General features: G+C 60.6%; 14 protein-coding genes, 5 tRNA genes and 1 pseudogene. 8 read left to right on the top strand and 12 right to left on the bottom strand.

Annotated elements, in window-relative coordinates:
• Positions 1-236, top strand: a 236-nt coding sequence (locus ACHFGA_RS02925; protein WP_394280942.1) for an integrase core domain-containing protein, incomplete at its 5' end; no start/stop codon positions are given.
• Positions 237-322: 86 nt separating this feature from the next.
• On the opposite strand, the gene murA is transcribed toward ACHFGA_RS02925, so the two are convergent.
• Complete coding sequence (gene murA / locus ACHFGA_RS02930; protein ID WP_394280943.1) at positions 323-1,579, bottom strand: UDP-N-acetylglucosamine 1-carboxyvinyltransferase; 1,257 nt, start codon at positions 1,577-1,579, stop codon at positions 323-325.
• 24 nt (positions 1,580-1,603) lie between these two features.
• Entirely contained in the window at positions 1,604-2,443 is an 840-nt protein-coding gene (gene ramA, locus ACHFGA_RS02935) for an acetate metabolism transcriptional regulator RamA (protein WP_394280944.1), read from the bottom strand.
• 357 nt (positions 2,444-2,800) lie between these two features.
• On the opposite strand from ramA, the gene cysK reads away from it, so the two are divergent.
• Both cysK and epsC read left to right on the top strand, forming a co-directional pair.
• On the top strand, positions 2,801-3,736 hold the full coding sequence (cysK, locus tag ACHFGA_RS02940; protein WP_394280945.1) for a cysteine synthase A: 936 nt from the start codon (positions 2,801-2,803) through the stop codon (positions 3,734-3,736).
• Between the two features lie 135 nt (positions 3,737-3,871).
• Complete coding sequence (epsC, locus tag ACHFGA_RS02945; protein ID WP_018582721.1) at positions 3,872-4,441, top strand: serine O-acetyltransferase EpsC; 570 nt, start codon at positions 3,872-3,874, stop codon at positions 4,439-4,441.
• 9 nt (positions 4,442-4,450) lie between these two features.
• Here the strand turns inward: epsC and ACHFGA_RS02950 are convergent, their stop codons facing one another.
• The 5 genes from ACHFGA_RS02950 to ACHFGA_RS02970 form a co-directional block, all read right to left on the bottom strand.
• Positions 4,451-4,744 (bottom strand): GNAT family N-acetyltransferase, encoded by a 294-nt coding sequence (locus ACHFGA_RS02950; protein ID WP_394280946.1) that lies wholly within the window; start codon positions 4,742-4,744, stop codon positions 4,451-4,453.
• Positions 4,745-4,885: 141 nt separating this feature from the next.
• A tRNA-Phe gene (locus ACHFGA_RS02955) sits at positions 4,886-4,958 on the bottom strand.
• Positions 4,959-4,979: 21 nt separating this feature from the next.
• Positions 4,980-5,053, bottom strand: a tRNA-Asp gene (locus ACHFGA_RS02960).
• 396 nt (positions 5,054-5,449) lie between these two features.
• Positions 5,450-5,526 (bottom strand) — tRNA-Asp (locus ACHFGA_RS02965).
• Between the two features lie 34 nt (positions 5,527-5,560).
• Positions 5,561-5,633: transfer RNA gene (locus ACHFGA_RS02970), tRNA-Glu, on the bottom strand.
• Between the two features lie 143 nt (positions 5,634-5,776).
• Here ACHFGA_RS02970 and ACHFGA_RS02975 point away from each other — a divergent pair.
• Complete coding sequence (locus ACHFGA_RS02975) at positions 5,777-6,127, top strand: metal-sensitive transcriptional regulator (RefSeq protein ID WP_394280947.1); 351 nt, start codon at positions 5,777-5,779, stop codon at positions 6,125-6,127.
• Positions 6,128-6,131: 4 nt separating this feature from the next.
• Here the strand turns inward: ACHFGA_RS02975 and ACHFGA_RS02980 are convergent, their stop codons facing one another.
• The 3 genes from ACHFGA_RS02980 to ACHFGA_RS02990 form a co-directional block, all read right to left on the bottom strand.
• Positions 6,132-6,404, bottom strand: coding sequence for a hypothetical protein (locus ACHFGA_RS02980; RefSeq protein WP_394280948.1), 273 nt, complete (start codon positions 6,402-6,404; stop codon positions 6,132-6,134).
• A 76-nt stretch (positions 6,405-6,480) separates the two neighbouring features.
• Positions 6,481-7,473, bottom strand: coding sequence for a bile acid:sodium symporter family protein (locus ACHFGA_RS02985; RefSeq protein WP_394280949.1), 993 nt, complete (start codon positions 7,471-7,473; stop codon positions 6,481-6,483).
• Positions 7,474-7,778: 305 nt separating this feature from the next.
• Positions 7,779-7,851, bottom strand: a tRNA-Lys gene (locus tag ACHFGA_RS02990).
• Positions 7,852-8,054: 203 nt separating this feature from the next.
• Here ACHFGA_RS02990 and ACHFGA_RS02995 point away from each other — a divergent pair.
• The 4 genes from ACHFGA_RS02995 to cydC are packed head-to-tail and all read left to right on the top strand — an operon-like array spanning position 8,055 to position 13,721.
• Positions 8,055-9,638, top strand: coding sequence for a cytochrome ubiquinol oxidase subunit I (locus ACHFGA_RS02995; RefSeq protein WP_394280950.1), 1,584 nt, complete (start codon positions 8,055-8,057; stop codon positions 9,636-9,638).
• Positions 9,638-10,642: a cytochrome d ubiquinol oxidase subunit II gene (cydB, locus tag ACHFGA_RS03000; RefSeq protein WP_394280951.1), complete on the top strand. Its 1,005-nt coding sequence runs from the start codon at positions 9,638-9,640 to the stop codon at positions 10,640-10,642. Before ACHFGA_RS02995 ends, cydB begins: the two co-directional genes overlap by 1 nt.
• Before the next feature lie 59 nt (positions 10,643-10,701).
• Positions 10,702-12,198: an ABC transporter ATP-binding protein/permease gene (locus ACHFGA_RS03005; protein WP_394280954.1), complete on the top strand. Its 1,497-nt coding sequence runs from the start codon at positions 10,702-10,704 to the stop codon at positions 12,196-12,198.
• A complete protein-coding gene (gene cydC / locus ACHFGA_RS03010; RefSeq protein ID WP_394280952.1) occupies positions 12,195-13,721 on the top strand; it encodes a thiol reductant ABC exporter subunit CydC in 1,527 nt (508 codons plus the stop codon). Before ACHFGA_RS03005 ends, cydC begins: the two co-directional genes overlap by 4 nt.
• On the opposite strand, the gene ACHFGA_RS03015 is transcribed toward cydC, so the two are convergent.
• Together ACHFGA_RS03015 and ACHFGA_RS03020 are read right to left on the bottom strand one after the other, a co-directional pair.
• Positions 13,718-14,473: a WecB/TagA/CpsF family glycosyltransferase gene (locus ACHFGA_RS03015; protein WP_394280953.1), complete on the bottom strand. Its 756-nt coding sequence runs from the start codon at positions 14,471-14,473 to the stop codon at positions 13,718-13,720. The two genes, cydC and ACHFGA_RS03015, sit on opposite strands and share 4 nt — an antisense overlap.
• Positions 14,463-16,104, bottom strand: a pseudogene (locus ACHFGA_RS03020) (hypothetical protein); the annotation flags it as partial. The gene ACHFGA_RS03015 and the pseudogene ACHFGA_RS03020, both read right to left, overlap by 11 nt.

Consider the following 16,104-nt stretch of genomic DNA (forward strand, 5'->3'; position numbering starts at 1 on the left):
GTACTGGCGTGTGCTTCGATAACGCGATGGCTGAGTCGTTCTGGTCGACGCTAAAGACTGAATTCTATGACCGGCAGCGATGGCCTACCCGTGATGCTGCACGCAAGGCCGTTGCCTACTGGATGGAAGTCGTCTACAACCATCGGCGCCGGCACTCTGCACTCGTAATGGTCAGCCCCGTCGACTTCGAAAACCACATTGGTCTAACCACCAGTAAAAAAGAAATAGCTGCCTAACCACTAGGTAGCTCCACTACGTGTCCACGATTTGCGGGCAACCCCACAACACAAAATTGCGGCCTAGGGATCGTCGTAAAGCGAGCCTATTCGCTTTCCCGCACAACGTGAGCGCCGAGCGCGTTGAGCCGTTCCACGAAACGTGGGTATCCACGGTCGATGTGATAGACGTCGTGGACGCAGGTCACTCCGTCGGCAACCAGGCCAGCCAGGACCAAACCTGCACCGGCGCGGATATCCGAAGCCCACACATCAGTCGATGAGAGTGTGTCCTTGCCACGCAGCACTACGTGGTGGCCGTCCACAGAGGCGTCGGCGCCCAGGCGCAGCATCTCGTCGACGAATCGGAAGCGGGACTCGAAGACATTCTCGGTAATGACCGAAACCCCATCCGCGATCGCAGCGATGCCGATAGCCATTGGCTGCAGGTCGGTAGGAAATCCGGGGAATGGCAGGGTCTGGTAGTCAACGGCCTTGGGGCGACGATTCATGCTCACTCGGAAACCGTTGTCATAGGTCTCCACGTCTGCTCCCGCGGTCTTCAGCTTCTCCAGTGCAAGGTGGAGGTGGCGTGGCGCTACACCGCCGACGGTGATGTCTCCCTGCGTCATCGCCGCAGCATAGGCCCAGGTGCCGGCGACGATGCGATCGCCGATGACGGTATGGGTGGTGGGTTCAAGCTTGTCCACACCCTCGATAGTCAGTGTTGAGGATCCTCCACCAGTGATGCGGGCGCCCATCGAGTTGAGCATGTTGCACAGGTCAATGATCTCGGGTTCACGCGCCGCGTTATCCAGCACGGTTGTCCCCTTCGCCAGCACAGCGGCGGTAAGGATATTCTCGGTCGCCCCCACCGACGGAAAATCAAGGGAAATTTCCGCGCCTTCCAGCGAGGTGGCGCGCGCAACGACTGCGCCGTGCTCTATATGGGTTGTCGCCCCAAGCTGCTCCAGCCCGGATTGGTGCATGTCCAGCGGGCGCGAACCAATCGCGTCGCCCCCGGGCAGCGCAACAACTGCTTCCCCGCAGCGTGCGGTCAAAGGCCCAAGCACGCACACCGACGCGCGGAACTGTCGTACCGCATCAAAGTCGGCACGAGGGGACAGCTCAGCCGGAGTGTCGATGGTGACCGTGGTTCCCTCGATATTCACCGAGCACCCCAGCCCCTCCAGGACATCCTTCATTAAAGGCACGTCCAGAATTTCCGGGCAGTTGTTCAGCGTTGTCCTACCCTCGGCCAACAGCGCTGCAGCCATGAGCTTCAATACGCTGTTCTTAGCGCCATCGACGGTCACGGAACCCTGTAGACGGGTTCCACCAGTAACTAGAAAACGATCCTTCACGCCCCCTAGACTACCGAAGGATCCTTAGGGCAGAGCGCCAATGCGACGAGCTGCATTAACAGCTTCGTAGCGGGTGTGGGCGCCAAGCTTGCGCATCACGCTACGCAGATAAGACTTCACCGTCTCTGCGCCAATGCCCATCTCCTCGGCAGCCTCAACGTTGGTGTGCCCCAGCGCCACGCAGGAAAGTACGTCAAGTTCACGCGCCGACAGTTTCGTCGTCTGTTTCACGCGCACCGGAGAGACCATCTGGTCACAGAGTTGCTCCAGCTCCTTGCGCAGGGCCTCGTCTTCCACACGGTTGGCCAGCATGCGTAGCTTCGAGTGCGTGGAACGCACCTGTTCCCATTCGGCGCCGTTCATGACGCGCCCAGTCTTCCCACCGGACTTGCCACCCTCGGCGCGGCGCAGCGCGGAGTTCACTGCCAAATCCTGCTCGAGTGTGCGGGCAGTCATCGTGACTTCTTCAATCACCTTGTCACCGAGGCGCACCGGCGAATGAACGCCGACGTAGAGCACACCCCGGATCTCTCGCTGCACGATAACTGGGACTGCCACGATGGAATGCAGACCTTCGTCCTGAATGGCACGGTCGTGCTCATGGGAGATTACGTTTGCCCGCGTGTAATCGGATACACCCACGGCACGGCGCGTAGCGACGACGCGCCCACCGATTCCGACCCCCTGATCAATAATCAGGTTCTGCAGGGCGGGGGTACGTAAACCAATCCATTGTGTGATCTGCAGGCGATTATCCGCCAGCAGGGTGCCATACATGGTTACCGGGATGCCGGTCGCGGTCTTCAAGGACGTGAGAGCTGCACGGATAGCATCATCGTCGTCTTTGATCCGTTGGGAATCCATCAAGTCTCCTGTCGAGTACTACCCCGTACGTGTGTCCCTTAACGGGGGATCACAAGCACGGTTCAATGTCTGCTCTCTAAGCATCATACCCTGAATTGGGGGAGGGAAAAATCGGCATTAATACCTTCTTTGCTCTCGCCGCGCCAATCACTTCCCCCTACGCTACCCCCTCAGGCATCACCCCCAGATACCCCCAAAACGAAATGCCCGGCTACCAGCCAAAACCATCAGTCTATGAATGATATACCGCTCTGTCTATGCGGAGGGTGTACAGTTGAATACTAAGCGCCACGCAGTAGAAGCGATGAGCGCAGAAACACTTTCGACAACTCACTTAGTTAAAAGGAGACAAGTTTTATGGCAAAGGTGTACGACAACGTACTAGAGACCATCGGCAACACCCCGCTGGTAGAGCTCAAGGGCATCGCAGAGGGCACCGGTGCTCGCGTACTGGGCAAGCTCGAGTTCTTCAACCCAGCAAACTCGGTCAAGGACCGCATTGGTAAGGCCATCATCGACGCAGCAGAGGCTTCTGGCGATCTGAAGCCGGGCGGCACCATCGTCGAGGGCACCTCCGGCAACACCGGTATCGCACTGGCACTGGCTGGCGCCGCACGTGGTTACAAGGTCATCCTGACCATGCCAGAGACCATGTCCAATGAGCGCCGCGTCGTACTGCGCGCCTTCGGCGCAGAGATCGTTCTCACCCCAGGCTCCGCCGGCATGCAGGGTGCAGTGGACAAGGCCAATGAGATCGTCGAGTCCACCGAGAACGCGATCCTGGCTTCCCAGTTCGAGAACGAGGCTAACCCGAAGATCCACTACGAGACCACCGGTCCAGAGATCTGGAACGACACCGACGGCAAGGTAGACATCCTCGTCGCTGGTGTGGGTACCGGCGGCACCATCTCCGGCGCAGGCAAGTACCTGAAGGAGCAGAACGCAGACATCAAGGCTGTTGCCGTTGAGCCTGCCGCTTCCCCACTCCTGTCCGAGGGCAAGGCTGGCCCACACAAGATCCAGGGCTTGGGCGCAAACTTCATCCCAGGCACCTACGACCGCAACGTTGTCGACGAGATCCTCACCGTGTCCAACGAGGACGCAGTGGCTACCTCCCGCGAGCTGGCCGTGAAGGACGCAGTCCTGGGTGGCATCTCCGCCGGCGCCAACGTGAAGGCAGCCCTCGAGCTGGCCGCACGCGAAGAGAACAAGGACAAGACGATCGTCGTCATCATTCCTGACTTCGGCGAGCGTTACGTATCCACCATCCTCTACGAAGACATTCGTGACTAGTAGTTCGCTTAACGACGAACACCCGCCCCGCTCCCTCCCAGAACAAAGGAGGGGGCGGGGCCTTCGTCGTTAAGCGCGAATAAAAAGCGCAACTGTTGAAGATTAAAATGATAGGCGCTGCTAGACTGTGACCTCATGATCAAGCTGTTGAAAATCCTGCGCGAAGACCTCGCCAACGCGAAGCTTCATGACCCAGCTGCGCGAGGCGATCTGGAAAATGCCATCGTGTACTCCGGTCTACACGCCATTTGGCTCCACCGCGCCTGCCACGGACTGTGGAACCGCGGTTTCAAGAGCTTAGCGCGCATCCTAGCGCAGATTAACCGCTGGCTGACCGGCATTGAGATCCACCCTGGCGCCACCATCGGCCGACGTTTCTTCATTGACCACGGGATGGGCATCGTCATCGGCGAGACCGCCGAAATCGGCGACGATGTCATGCTCTACCACGGTGTGACCCTGGGCGGACAGGTACTCACCCAGACCAAGCGCCACCCCACACTGAAAGACGGAGTGACAGTGGGCGCGGGAGCGAAGATCCTCGGTCCTGTCGTGATCGGCGAAGGCTCCGCGGTCGGCGCCAATGCTGTGGTGACGAAGGACGTGCCAGCGAACCACATCGCGATTGGGGTGCCGGCAAAGAACCGCCCCCGCAAGAAGGAAGAGAATGAGCCACTGGTCGACCCAGGGCATTACGTCATCTAGCTAGCGCTTCTACTCACCAGCAACGAGGTCTTGATAGGCCTCGTTTTTTGCTAGGAAATGCTCCACAGCGCTGCACGACGTCCGAACCTTCAGCCCAGCCTCCCGAGTGTCATCGAGCGCCTCCTGGATCAACGGGATGGAGAGCCTACGGCCCCGGTAAGCGTCATCAACAACGACATAATCAAAATCGCGGACATCGGTGTCTGCATCCCGATACGTGGCGTAGCCCGCCTCACGGCCGTGCACGATGAGCACGTAACGGTTCTCCTTGGGCTCGTGGATGATCTCTGGATTGCCGGACATGACGGCCTCCTTACAAGGTGCCTCAAAGCAGTGGTCAGAGCGGACGTAAACTGATGTTGCGCCGTACCACCATTATCCCCTCTACTCACCTTGCCGACGGCAAAACCCCCTTACCGGGGGTAAGGGGGTTTCGTGTCATTGTGGCCAGAGCCGGGATCGAACCGGCGACCCCACACTTTTCAGGCGTGTGCTCTACCAACTGAGCTATCTGGCCAGAAACAATTTCTTGCTTCCGCGACCCTGACGGGACTTGAACCCGCGACCTCCGCCGTGACAGGGCGGCGCGCTAACCAACTGCGCCACAGGGCCTTATAAAATTTTCGCGCCTCACGACGTTCTCACTAAGTCGGTGAGCCTGTCGTGCGCACGAGTTAATACCTTACACATGGGTGACTGATTCGGACAAATCGCCAGGTAATCGGCCTTTTCTTCGTTTCTGGTGACGCGCCTGGATTACCGCTGCCAAGCCTCTGTCGGCCCCACCATCTATCCCCCACCGACAGCCCCTGCCCTCCCTTGGCCCTCCCCTTGGCCCTCCCCGCCGCAAACTGCTGGACCTCAACTGTTGGAACAGGGGGGTTTCGAGGCTGCGGGCCGCCAAAAGGCCCCAGTTCCAACAGTTCAGCTTCGACAGTTTGCCTCTGAGCCCCCACACGAAAAGCAGGAAGCCCGGCTCATTTTCTGAACCGGGCTTCCTGCTTTCCATGGCGACCCTGACGGGACTTGAACCCGCGACCTCCGCCGTGACAGGGCGGCGCGCTAACCAACTGCGCCACAGGGCCATATCCATTTATAAAGAACCTCGTGGGTTCTTCGTACTCCCAACGGGATTCGAACCCGTGTTGCCGCCGTGAAAGGGCGGAGTCCTAGGCCTCTAGACGATGGGAGCTAGAACGTGCGCATGCATTTCTGTATGCGACTTGATTAAAGGTATCCGATACCCACAGACTTTTGCAAAACGGCAGGTAGTTGGCAACGTTTCGCCACACCCGCGAGTCTTCAGAATACCCCCACGGCGTATAGAATGAAGTCATGACTAAATCACTCCAGCCAGACCCCGCCGCGCAACAGCCCGCCGAACTAGACACGTGTTGCGGTGGCCAGCACGGCTATAGCGCCGACCGCGCACGTTACCTAACGCGCTTGAAACGTATTGAAGGCCAGGTCCGTGGCATTCAGCGGATGATTAGTGAGGATCAATACTGCATCGATATTTTGACGCAAATATCTGCCATCGATTCCGCTTTAGAGAATGTCGGCCTGGCCTTGCTAGAAGATCACTTACACCACTGCGTTGCCGGCGCTGTGGCCGATGGCGGTCAGCTTGCCGACGACAAGGTCACCGAAGCCATGGCGGCTGTCCGGCGCATGGTGAAGTCTTAGCCACTTAGGCGGCTGCGGCTTCGTCGCGAAGCTCTGCTGCAACCTCTGCCGCCTTACGATTGATACGGCTTTCCTTTGCCATCGCCTTGCCACGCTTCGTGGCTTCGCGGAGCTCTTTTTCGCGCTCGGCCTTGGTGGTCTTCACGGTCTTCGACGAGTAATCGCTAAAGCCATCGCAGTTGTAGTGTGCGTGCATCCGCAGCATCCACAGGAGGCTGTCCACCTCTTCTGGCTCCGAAGTTGCAATCCACTTTTCTACCGCGCGGACATTGAACAAGAATTATCGCCCTCTCTGTACAGTTATTTCGATTCCAAGGTTCATCCTATCAAACAATTTGTTTAATTGCAAGGACCTATTTTTCGCTTATCGACGATCGCTCAGCCCCTGCGCTCTCCCGTAATGGAATCCTTCGCATCACGGCAGCAAAAATCGCGCCGGTAATGTTGTGCAGGACGGCAGCGACCGCACCTGGCAGGGCCGCCTCTGGCGAGAAGAACTTCGCGGACATCCCTGATGCGAGCCCTGCCGACTGGGTACCGATCTCCGTCGACATCGTCCGCACCTGAGAATCCGGGAACCGCGCCAGCCGTCCAGCCACCCAGCCCAGCAGGTAGCCGAACACGTTGTGCAGCAACACAGCTAGGAAGGCAATGAACCCCACCTGCACCAAACGGTCAACATTGGCAGCGACCGTCGGGAAGACCACCCCGCCGATGCCCACGATCGAAATCCACGGCAACACCGGGGAGATTTTCTCCACGAACCCATCGAAGAAATAGCGGATGATCAGGCCCCCGATCACTGGCAGCAGCACAGTTTGCGCCAGTGACCACGCCATCCCCGCCGCGTCCACCTCGGTGGTCTGACCGGCCAGCCACAGCATGAGCAGCGGTGTCATGATCGGCGAGACCAGCGTCGAGACGGAGGTCATCGCCACCGACAGTGCCACATCCCCCTTGGCCAAGTACGCGATCACGTTCGACGAAGTTCCGCCCGGCACCGAACCCAACATCAGCAATCCGAGGGTCAGCATCTCCTTCAGGCCGAGCAGCTTGGCCACCGCCACAGCCAACAAGGGCATGATGACAAACTGTGCGACAACGCCGACGAAGACAGGCCAGGGGCGCCGGGCGATCTCCTTGAAATCCGGAATGGTCAAGGTCAGCCCCATGGCGAACATGATGATCATCAGGAAGTAGGTGATGTAGTTCGCCAGTGGCAAAAACGGTGCCGGGAAGAAGAAGGCAAGGATTGCGCCGGCCAGAATAAACAGAGGGAAGCCTGTTACGGCGATCGCCGCCGATCGGTCTTCCCGCGCCTGCGCTTGGTCCACGGAGATGGACATTCACGTCTCCTTAATAGGTGAATCTCAATTTGGTTGTGACAAGCCTGCAGGTGGGGCCCGATGATAAGCACGTCGTTGGGTGTGGACGATGGATTAACTATAGGACAGGGTGGGCTGAACCCTTTAGTCCGCTGCCAAGGCCAAACTGACGAAGCTCAACTGTTGGAACAGGGTCGATTCAGGGTCGCGAGCCGACGAAACACCCCTGTTCCAACATTTCAGTTCCAGCAGTGTGCGATGAGTTCGGAACAAAGGGCAAAAAGAAAACCGCCGGCCACGACTGACCAGCGGTTTTCTGCGAATTGTGGGCCCTGCGGGGATCGAACCCGCGACCTGCGGATTAAAAGTCCGTAGCTCTGCCAACTGAGCTAAAGGCCCAACGGAAAATATGTTAGCGCGCGGGATCCCAATCCGCGAAATCGGTACCGGTTGACCCCTTTATAGGTCATCCTTTACCCCCGGGAACCTTTTCACGGCTATTTCCGACTAAATATACGAATGGAGCATTTTTATTCTTCTCGGCGGCTACTGCACCAGACTGCCGCCTGAGACAGCTTTCGTTTTTAGGGAGTTTTAATCCAATGGAACTCGACTTAGTCGATATTTCCAGATGGCAGTTCGGTATCACCACGGTGTACCACTACATCTTTGTTCCGCTGACTATCGGGCTTGCTCCGATGGTGGCGATCATGCAGACCATTTGGCATCGCACGGGCAAGGAGGCGTGGTACCGTGCGACCCGATTCTTCGGCAATCTTTTCCTGATTAACTTCGCCACCGGCGTTGTAACGGGCATTGTGCAGGAGTTCCAGTTCGGTATGAACTGGTCGGAGTATTCCAGTTTCGTCGGCGACGTCTTCGGCGCCCCGCTCGCCTTCGAAGGGCTTGCCGCCTTCTTCTTCGAATCGATTTTCCTCGGTGTGTGGATCTTCGGCTGGGGTCGCGTCCCGCGGTGGGCGCACCTAGCATCGATTTGGATCGTCTCTGTGGCCGTGCACTTGTCCGCGTACTTCATTATCGTGGCGAACTCCTTCATGCAACACCCGGTTGGTGCGGTGTACAACCCGGAGACGGACCGCGCTGAGCTGGTCGATTTCTTTGCTCTTCTGACCAACCCGACCGCTCTGCAGGGCTTTCCGCACGCGGTGTTTGCGTCGTGGTTCTTGGCCGGCACCTTCGTGTGCGGCATCGCAGGCTGGTGGATGATCCGCGAGAAGCGCAAGGGCGACCCTCAGGGGCACGCGGCGACGATTTGGCGCGACTGCACCCGCTTCGGCTCCTGGGTCATCTTGATTGGCGCTGCCGGTATTGCTCTGACCGGCGACTTCCTGGCCAAGCTGATGTTCGAGCAGCAGCCGATGAAGATGGCGTCCGCGGAGGCTTTGTGCCATACGGAAATGGATCCGCACTTCTCCGTCCTGTCGATTTCGACGATGAATGACTGTGAATCCGCGGTTCAATTGATCGGTGTGCCGTTCGTCCTTCCTTTCTTGGCTCAGGGCAAGTTCAGCGGCGTGGAGCTCCAAGGCGTCATGGAGCTGCAAGCGCAGTATGAGGCCCTCTACGGCCCGGGCAACTACACCCCGAACCTGTTTGTCACCTACTGGGCGTTCCGCCTGATGATCGGTTTCATGGTGATCCCACTGATCATGGCTGTGGTCGCTCTGTGGGTGACGCGCAAGAACCGCGTCCCTGGCCAGAAGTGGATGGGCACCCTGGCTCTGTGGGCACTTCCAGCACCATGGCTGTCTAACTTCGCTGGTTGGATCTTCACCGAGATGGGTCGCCAGCCATGGATCGTCCACCCGAACCCCGAGTACCAGGGCGTGGATTCGCCGGGCGGGCAGCAGCACATCCACATGATTGTGGATTATGGCGTGTCTGATCACGCGACGTGGCAGGTCTGGCTCTCGCTGATTTCCTTTACCGTGTTGTACGGCATTTTGGCCGTCATCTGGTTCTACTTGATGCGGATGTACGTCCGCAAGGGCATGGATCAGCCAGGTTTGGCGGAGGGCGATGTGGACAACCTCGCCGAGGTCACCTATGGCCCGGATGAGGATTCGGAGTTGACTCCGCTGTCGTTTAGCTCTTCGCTTGACGACGATCACCCGTCTGGTTCTGGAAGCACTGGCAGCACCAGCGTGAAGGAAGGCGACAAGTAATGGATCTCAATTCAATCTGGTTCCTCGTTATTGCCTTCTTCTTCATCGGTTATTTCATTCTTGAAGGTTTCGACTTTGGCGTCGGTATGCTCCTGCCGTTCGTCGGCGGTGAGACGGAAGAAGATAACGACCGTCGTCGTACCGCGCAGATCACCACGATCGGCCCGGTGTGGGACGGCAATGAGGTGTGGCTGATCACCGGCGGTGCCGCGATCTTCGCGGCGTTCCCAGAGTGGTACTCCACCCTGTTTTCGGGCTTCTACCTGCCGCTGCTCCTGATTTTGCTGGCGCTGATTATGCGCGGAGTGGGCATTGAATGGCGCGTGAAGGTGGACACCATCGCGTGGCGCAAGAAGTGCGATATCGCCACGATCATTGGCTCCTACCTGCCGGCTTTCCTGTGGGGCGTTGCGTTCACCAACATCGTGGCAGGCGTGCCGCTGAATGAGAACGGTCGCCTGAACTCCTTCACCGATGGTTTCATCGGCCTGCTCAACCCACAGGGCCTACTGGGTGGTCTGGCGTTCATGCTGGTCTTTGCTCTGCACGGTGCGCTCTTCGTCGGTTTCAAGGCGGAGGAGCCGCTGCGCAGTCGCATGCACGGCATCGCCTTGAAGGCTTTGGCGCTGCCCACAGTGATCGTGACTGCCGGGTATCTGCTGTGGATGCAGCTCGATTATGGCAAGAGCTGGACGTGGATCGCGTTGATTGTCGGCGCTGTCGCATTGGTGGCGGCAATCGTCGTTACGCGTGCTGGCCATGATGGCTGGGCATTCGCGCTGACCTGCCTGACTGTGTTGGCACTGGGCGTGCTGCTCTTCGGTTCCCTGTTCCCGGACGTGCTGCCGTCGACGAGCCAGTTCCCTGGTTGGGATATCTACTCGGCGTCCTCGAGCCCGTACACCTTGAAGGTGATGTCGTGGGCTGCGATCGTCTTCGTCCCGTTGGTGCTGATTGGCCAGGGCTGGGCGTACTGGTCCTTCCGGAAGCGGGTGACTGTCTAGCTTTGGCTTCACCGGTTGATCCCCGACTGATCCAACTTGTTCCGCCCGTGCGTCGCCTGATGCTTCGCACGGGCGTTGCCCAAGGTTTAACTACGGCGCTGGTGATTGCGCGTGGCGTGCTCATCGGCTGGATGGCCGCCTCGGCGGTGACTGGGCGTGAGGCCAACTATGTGGCGCTTGCGGTGGCGCTGGCGGCGGTCGTGTTGGCCCACGGTGCGGTGGCCTGGTGGGCGAAACGCTCCTCACTTGCCGCGGTGGGCGACACCGTTGATGTGATGCGCGAGAAGGGCCTGCGCGCGCTCGCCCGGCGCGATCCTCGTGCGGTGCAGGAGAATGCGGGCCGGTGGCGGCATGTCCTGACCCAAGGGTTAGAGGATTTCCGCCCGTACCTGACGGACTTTTTGCCTTCGCTGATCGCTTTGGTGATCGCTACTCCCGCGGCCCTGGTCACGATTTTCGTGTTCGATTGGGTCTCTGGCCTGTTTGCGCTGATCACCTTGCCGTTGATCCCCGCTTTTATGATCCTGATCGGCAAGCTGACGGCCGCGCACACGGAGCGTCGCCTGCGCGTGACCTCTGGGTTGGGCCAGCAGCTGGCTGACCTGCTGGCCGGTGCGCCGACGCTGCGCGCGATGCACGCGACCAAGCAGCCGGGTCGCCAGATCCGGACGACGGGGGGCCGCCATGAGAAGGCCACCATGGGTGTGCTGCGGTTGGCGTTCTTGTCGTCTTTTGCGCTGGAATTTCTGGCGACGTTGTCGGTGGCGTTGGTGGCGGTGAGCATCGGCCTGCGGTTGGTGTATGGCGAGATGGACCTGCTTGCGGGCCTGATCGTGCTGATCATCGTGCCGGAGGTATTCAACCCGGTGCGCCAGGTGGGCACGAATTACCACGCTGCCGTCGATGGTCTGGAGGCCGCCGAGGAGCTGCTCACGCTGATTGATGCGGAGCCCGCGGTGTCCGGGACCTATCGCACGCTTTCCGACGCTGCGGGCCTGCGCGCCACGGACTTGACCGTGCAGGGCCGCGATGGGGCGCGTCCTTCCCAGCTCTCCTTTACGGCGCGCCCCGGGCAGGTCACCGTGCTTGCCGGGCCGAACGGCTCGGGGAAGTCCACCGTTTTTCTAGCCGCCTTGGGTGTGCTGCCCGATGAGAGCGTCGAGGGATCGATCACCGTGGACCCAGACCTGACCTACCTGCCGGCCCGCCCGGCGACGGTACCCGGCACGGTGGAAGACAACTTGGTGCTGCTGGGCTCGTCGACAAGCGAGCGCGCACGTAGCACGGTGGGCTTGGACCTTCCTGTGGAGCATGCGGTGGGCCCGCGCGGCGAAGGTGTATCTGCAGGTCAGCTGCAGCGTATCGGGTTGAGCCGCACGCTGGCTCACCCGGCGCGCTTGGTGATTCTCGACGAGCCGACCGCCCACCTCTCCCCCGACCTTGTGCCGGTGGTTCTTGAGGCGCTGCGGGCGCGTGCCGACGAGGACTCTGCCGTGGTGGTGGCCAGCCATGATCATCGGGTGCGTGAGATGGCAGATGAGGTGGTGTGGCTATGAGTGATGTGCGTTATCTTCTGCAGTTGGCCGGTGTGCGCCGGCGCAATATTGCGTTGAGTGTGCTGGCGGGATCCATTACGCTGCTGGCGGCGCTGACGTTGACGGTGCTGTCGGGTTGGTTGATCACGCGGTCCTGGCAAATGCCGCCGGTGCTGCACCTGTCGGTGGCGATCACCGCGGTGCGTGCGCTGGGCATTTCGCGGGCGGTGTTCCGCTATATCGACAGGTTGGTGTCCCACAAGCTGGGCTTGAGTGCCCTGACCACGCTGCGAGCGCGGGTCTATGACGCGATGGCGTCAACGTCACGACCGGTGGGGCGTGGTGAGGGCCATGTCCGGCTGGTCACCGATACGGAACGCGTGACGGATTTCATCGTGCGCACCGTGGTTCCGACGGGCGTGGCGATCGTGCTGTCGGCAGCGGCCATCGCTTTCACGGCGTGGCTGCATCCGCTGGCGGCTGTGGTCATGGCGGTGGCCATGGCGTGTACTGGGCTGCTGATCCCGTGGCTGGCGGTGCGCGTCAACGCGCGGCGCACCCACATCGACGCGGCCGATGATTTCCACGTCCGCCTCGATGCTGTGTTGGAGCACCGGGTGGAATACCAGGCCGCTGGTCGTGCCGACGACCAGCTCACCGCCGCCGTTGACGCGTCGCGTCGCGCGAGTGCGGAGACCGTGAAGGCACAGCGCCCCGAGGCCCTTGCCGAAGGGATCCAGGCCTGGGCCACAGGCTTCGCAGCGCTGCTTGTCACCATCATCGCCGTGGCGTTCTACCCCGGTGAGCCCGTGTGGCTAGGCATGCTGGTGATGATTCCCCTGGCAGCTTTTGAGGCCCACGGGCCCCTGGCCACGGCTGCGATCCACGGTTCTGATGCTGCGGTGGCGGCCCGCAGGTTGAAGGCCCTCGTCGATAAGCCTGCGCCGGCCCAGCCTGAGCGCGCGGATACCGCCGCCGTGGACGCGCGCGGTCTGCACACCATATACGGGGAGACCGTGTGGGACTTCTCGCTGGCACCTGGCGAACGCATGCTGGTACGCGGGCCCTCCGGCTGCGGCAAGACCACGATGTTGGAAACTGTGGCGGGATTGCTGCCCGCCGTTGGGGGCGAGGTGACCCGGCCAGCCGGCGCGCGCTTCTTCGCCGAAGACGCGTGGGTCTTCTCCACGACGGTGCGCGAAAACCTGCACGTCGCCGCCCCCGAGGCTTCCGACGAGCTGATGGTCGAGGTGCTTGACGCGGTCGGATTCGAATTCGGCTTGGACTTCGTGCTTGCCGACGGCGCCGAGTCCCTCTCCTCTGGTCAACGCCGCCGTCTCCTGCTGGCTCGTGCGTTGTGCAGCGACGCGGAGGTACTGCTTCTCGACGAGCCGACGGAGCACCTTTCCCCCGATGCTGCCGAGGAGCTACTCCACATGTTGTTGCATGAGCCACTGCCGGGTGCGTTGCCTGAGCGCACGATCATCGCGGTGGCGCATACCGACGGGCCCGTGGGTGTGGAGGTCTTCGAGCCTGCGGTTTAGCGCACCGCAGGCTCGCTCGGCGTCTTCACCAAACCGGTGCGGGTAGCCCCGTGTGGCAGACCGCGCAGGCGGTGGACATAGGAACGGTGGTTGAAGAGGAACCCTAGTGCGTCAAGCGTGTAGCGGCGGACCAGCCGGCGCGGTTCGTGAGCGATGCGCCACGCCCAGCCCAACCGCAGCCGGTGAATCCAGGGCGGGAAGTACTGCTCTTTCGACGCGAACTGGTCAATCCAGCCCCCTGCCGTACAAATGGTGGCCTGGGGGAACTGCTCACTTAGCTCCACCGCAACCTCGTCCTGAAGCCCTGCCCCCAGGCCAAGCACGATGACCGCGGGATCAAAATCAGCAAGCTCGACCGGGTCGTCGCGCAGCGCACGCAGCTGCTCGTAACCATCGAAACTGCGCACCTTGTGCCCGTAGACCCGTTCCACTTTCTCAGCGCAGGTGTGTGCGACACCAGGCTCTGCTCCGATGAGTGCAACCCTGCTTCTGGGGGCCAAGACGCTACCAAAAAACACCGGCAGCACGAGGTCTGCGGACGTGCGTGACAACGGAAACCCATAGGAGCGCAGCGTCACCTGCAACAACGTCCCATCGACTCCGATGACGTCAACATTTTCCAATGCTGCCCAGTTGGCGCGGCCGATAGACCAATGATTGAGCCAGGTCACCACCGTGCCCGGCTGATTCATCCGCAGCGCGACTTCCTTGATGGCCGGATCCACCGCCGCGTCGTCGGGATTATGCCTCATTCGGAATCACCTGGGCATGAAGATCGAAGGACGCGGACGGGGTGGAGCGGTAATTCACGTGGGTTGAGACCGCCAGCCGGTTTGTCCCATCGTTTAAGGCGGAGACCGGGATATCGACCACCAGCAGATCGTTCACTGCACCAGCTGCGTTGATGGCTGAGTTGGCGTATGTGTTGTGGAAGACAGGCCCCTCATCGATCCGCTTGCGGCCCAGTTCCTCACCGTTGAGATACAGCACGGCGCCATCGTCGGCACGCAGGGTGATCCGCACGGTGGCGTTCTCGTCGTCAGGGAGCTGCGCTGCATCAACGTCAAAATCTCGCACAAAATACCTGACGATCGGGCGGCTGGCCGCTGGCTCAGCCAGTTCCGTTGCCAAGTCCTGGTGGCCCCACCCCACCGGTGCGGTGACGCTTCGCCACTCATCGAGAGGTTCTGCGGTGGTCCATTGCTCGCTCGGTGCCTCGGGGTGGGACCACATCGCCCACTGCTCCCCGAACTCGACCAGATCGATTGGGCGTGCTGGGGGCTGCGGCGCTTCACCAAAATCGGTAACCACCAAGGAGGCGTCGAAAGTCAAGGATGGGCTCGACCGGTAATTCAGGTGCGATTCCACCGCGACGGTGTTGATACCGGGCTGCAGCAGATAGGAAGGGATAGCCACGACCTCGCGGTTGTGCGCTGCTTGAGACGCAGAGATTGCCTGGTTGGCATAGGTCATCGCGGTCACCGGACCATCGGACATGCGAGCACGATGAACCTCCTGGCCGTTGACATAGACGACGGCCCCGTCATCGGCGATATAGCTCAAGCTCACTTCGGCGAATTGTGTGGGGTCGGGCACCTCAAACTGGTGGGCAAACCATGCGACGCGTGGTCGCGTGGCCGGCGCGGGAGGAGCAAATTCTGTGGCCACGTCAGCACTGCCATAGCCCAGGGGCGCGGCGCCGCGCTGCCACGTGCTGTAATCGGCCTCCGGCTGAGTCCAGTTCTCGTCTGGGACGCCTGCGTTATAGGAGTAGAACCACTGCGCGCCGTTCGGGATAAGGACGGCGGATTCGACCACAGGCTCAGTACCCACGCCAACATCCAGCACCGGGGTCGAAGCGGAGCGATTGCCCGACGCATCAACCGCGCGGATGAAGAAACGGTTTTCCCCACCAAGCGGTGCGGTCATCACCGTCTCCTTAGTGGTTGCAATCACGCGGTCATCCCGCAGGATTTCATAATGATCGGCATCTCCGACGCTGTTCCACCCCAAGACCGCACCTTCCTGTGTCACGCCCTGGGCGCTAGCGCCTGTCGGCGTGGCGGGGGCGACCGCATCTCTGAGCGGGTATTTCACAAAGCCGCCGTTCCATTGCGCCCTAGTTTGAGAAGTACGCGACCCAGTGAAATCACCGCCCGCCCACAACGCACCATCGGAGTCGAGGAAGAGCGCCCATGCACCCGCATTCTTCGAGTTGAGCATGTAAGGGCTGAATTCGCCGAGCTGCTCGCCGGTCTGCGAGTCCCACGCACCGAAGGCCTGGATATTGTCCACTCGACTCCAGTCAGAATTCATCGCCGGCCACGTATAGGCCCCTTCGTAGGTGCTGTCGAAACAGTGGCACCCGGCATAGGTGATGTCG

This window comes from Corynebacterium sp. (assembly GCF_043426755.1).
Classification (GTDB): domain Bacteria; phylum Actinomycetota; class Actinomycetes; order Mycobacteriales; family Mycobacteriaceae; genus Corynebacterium.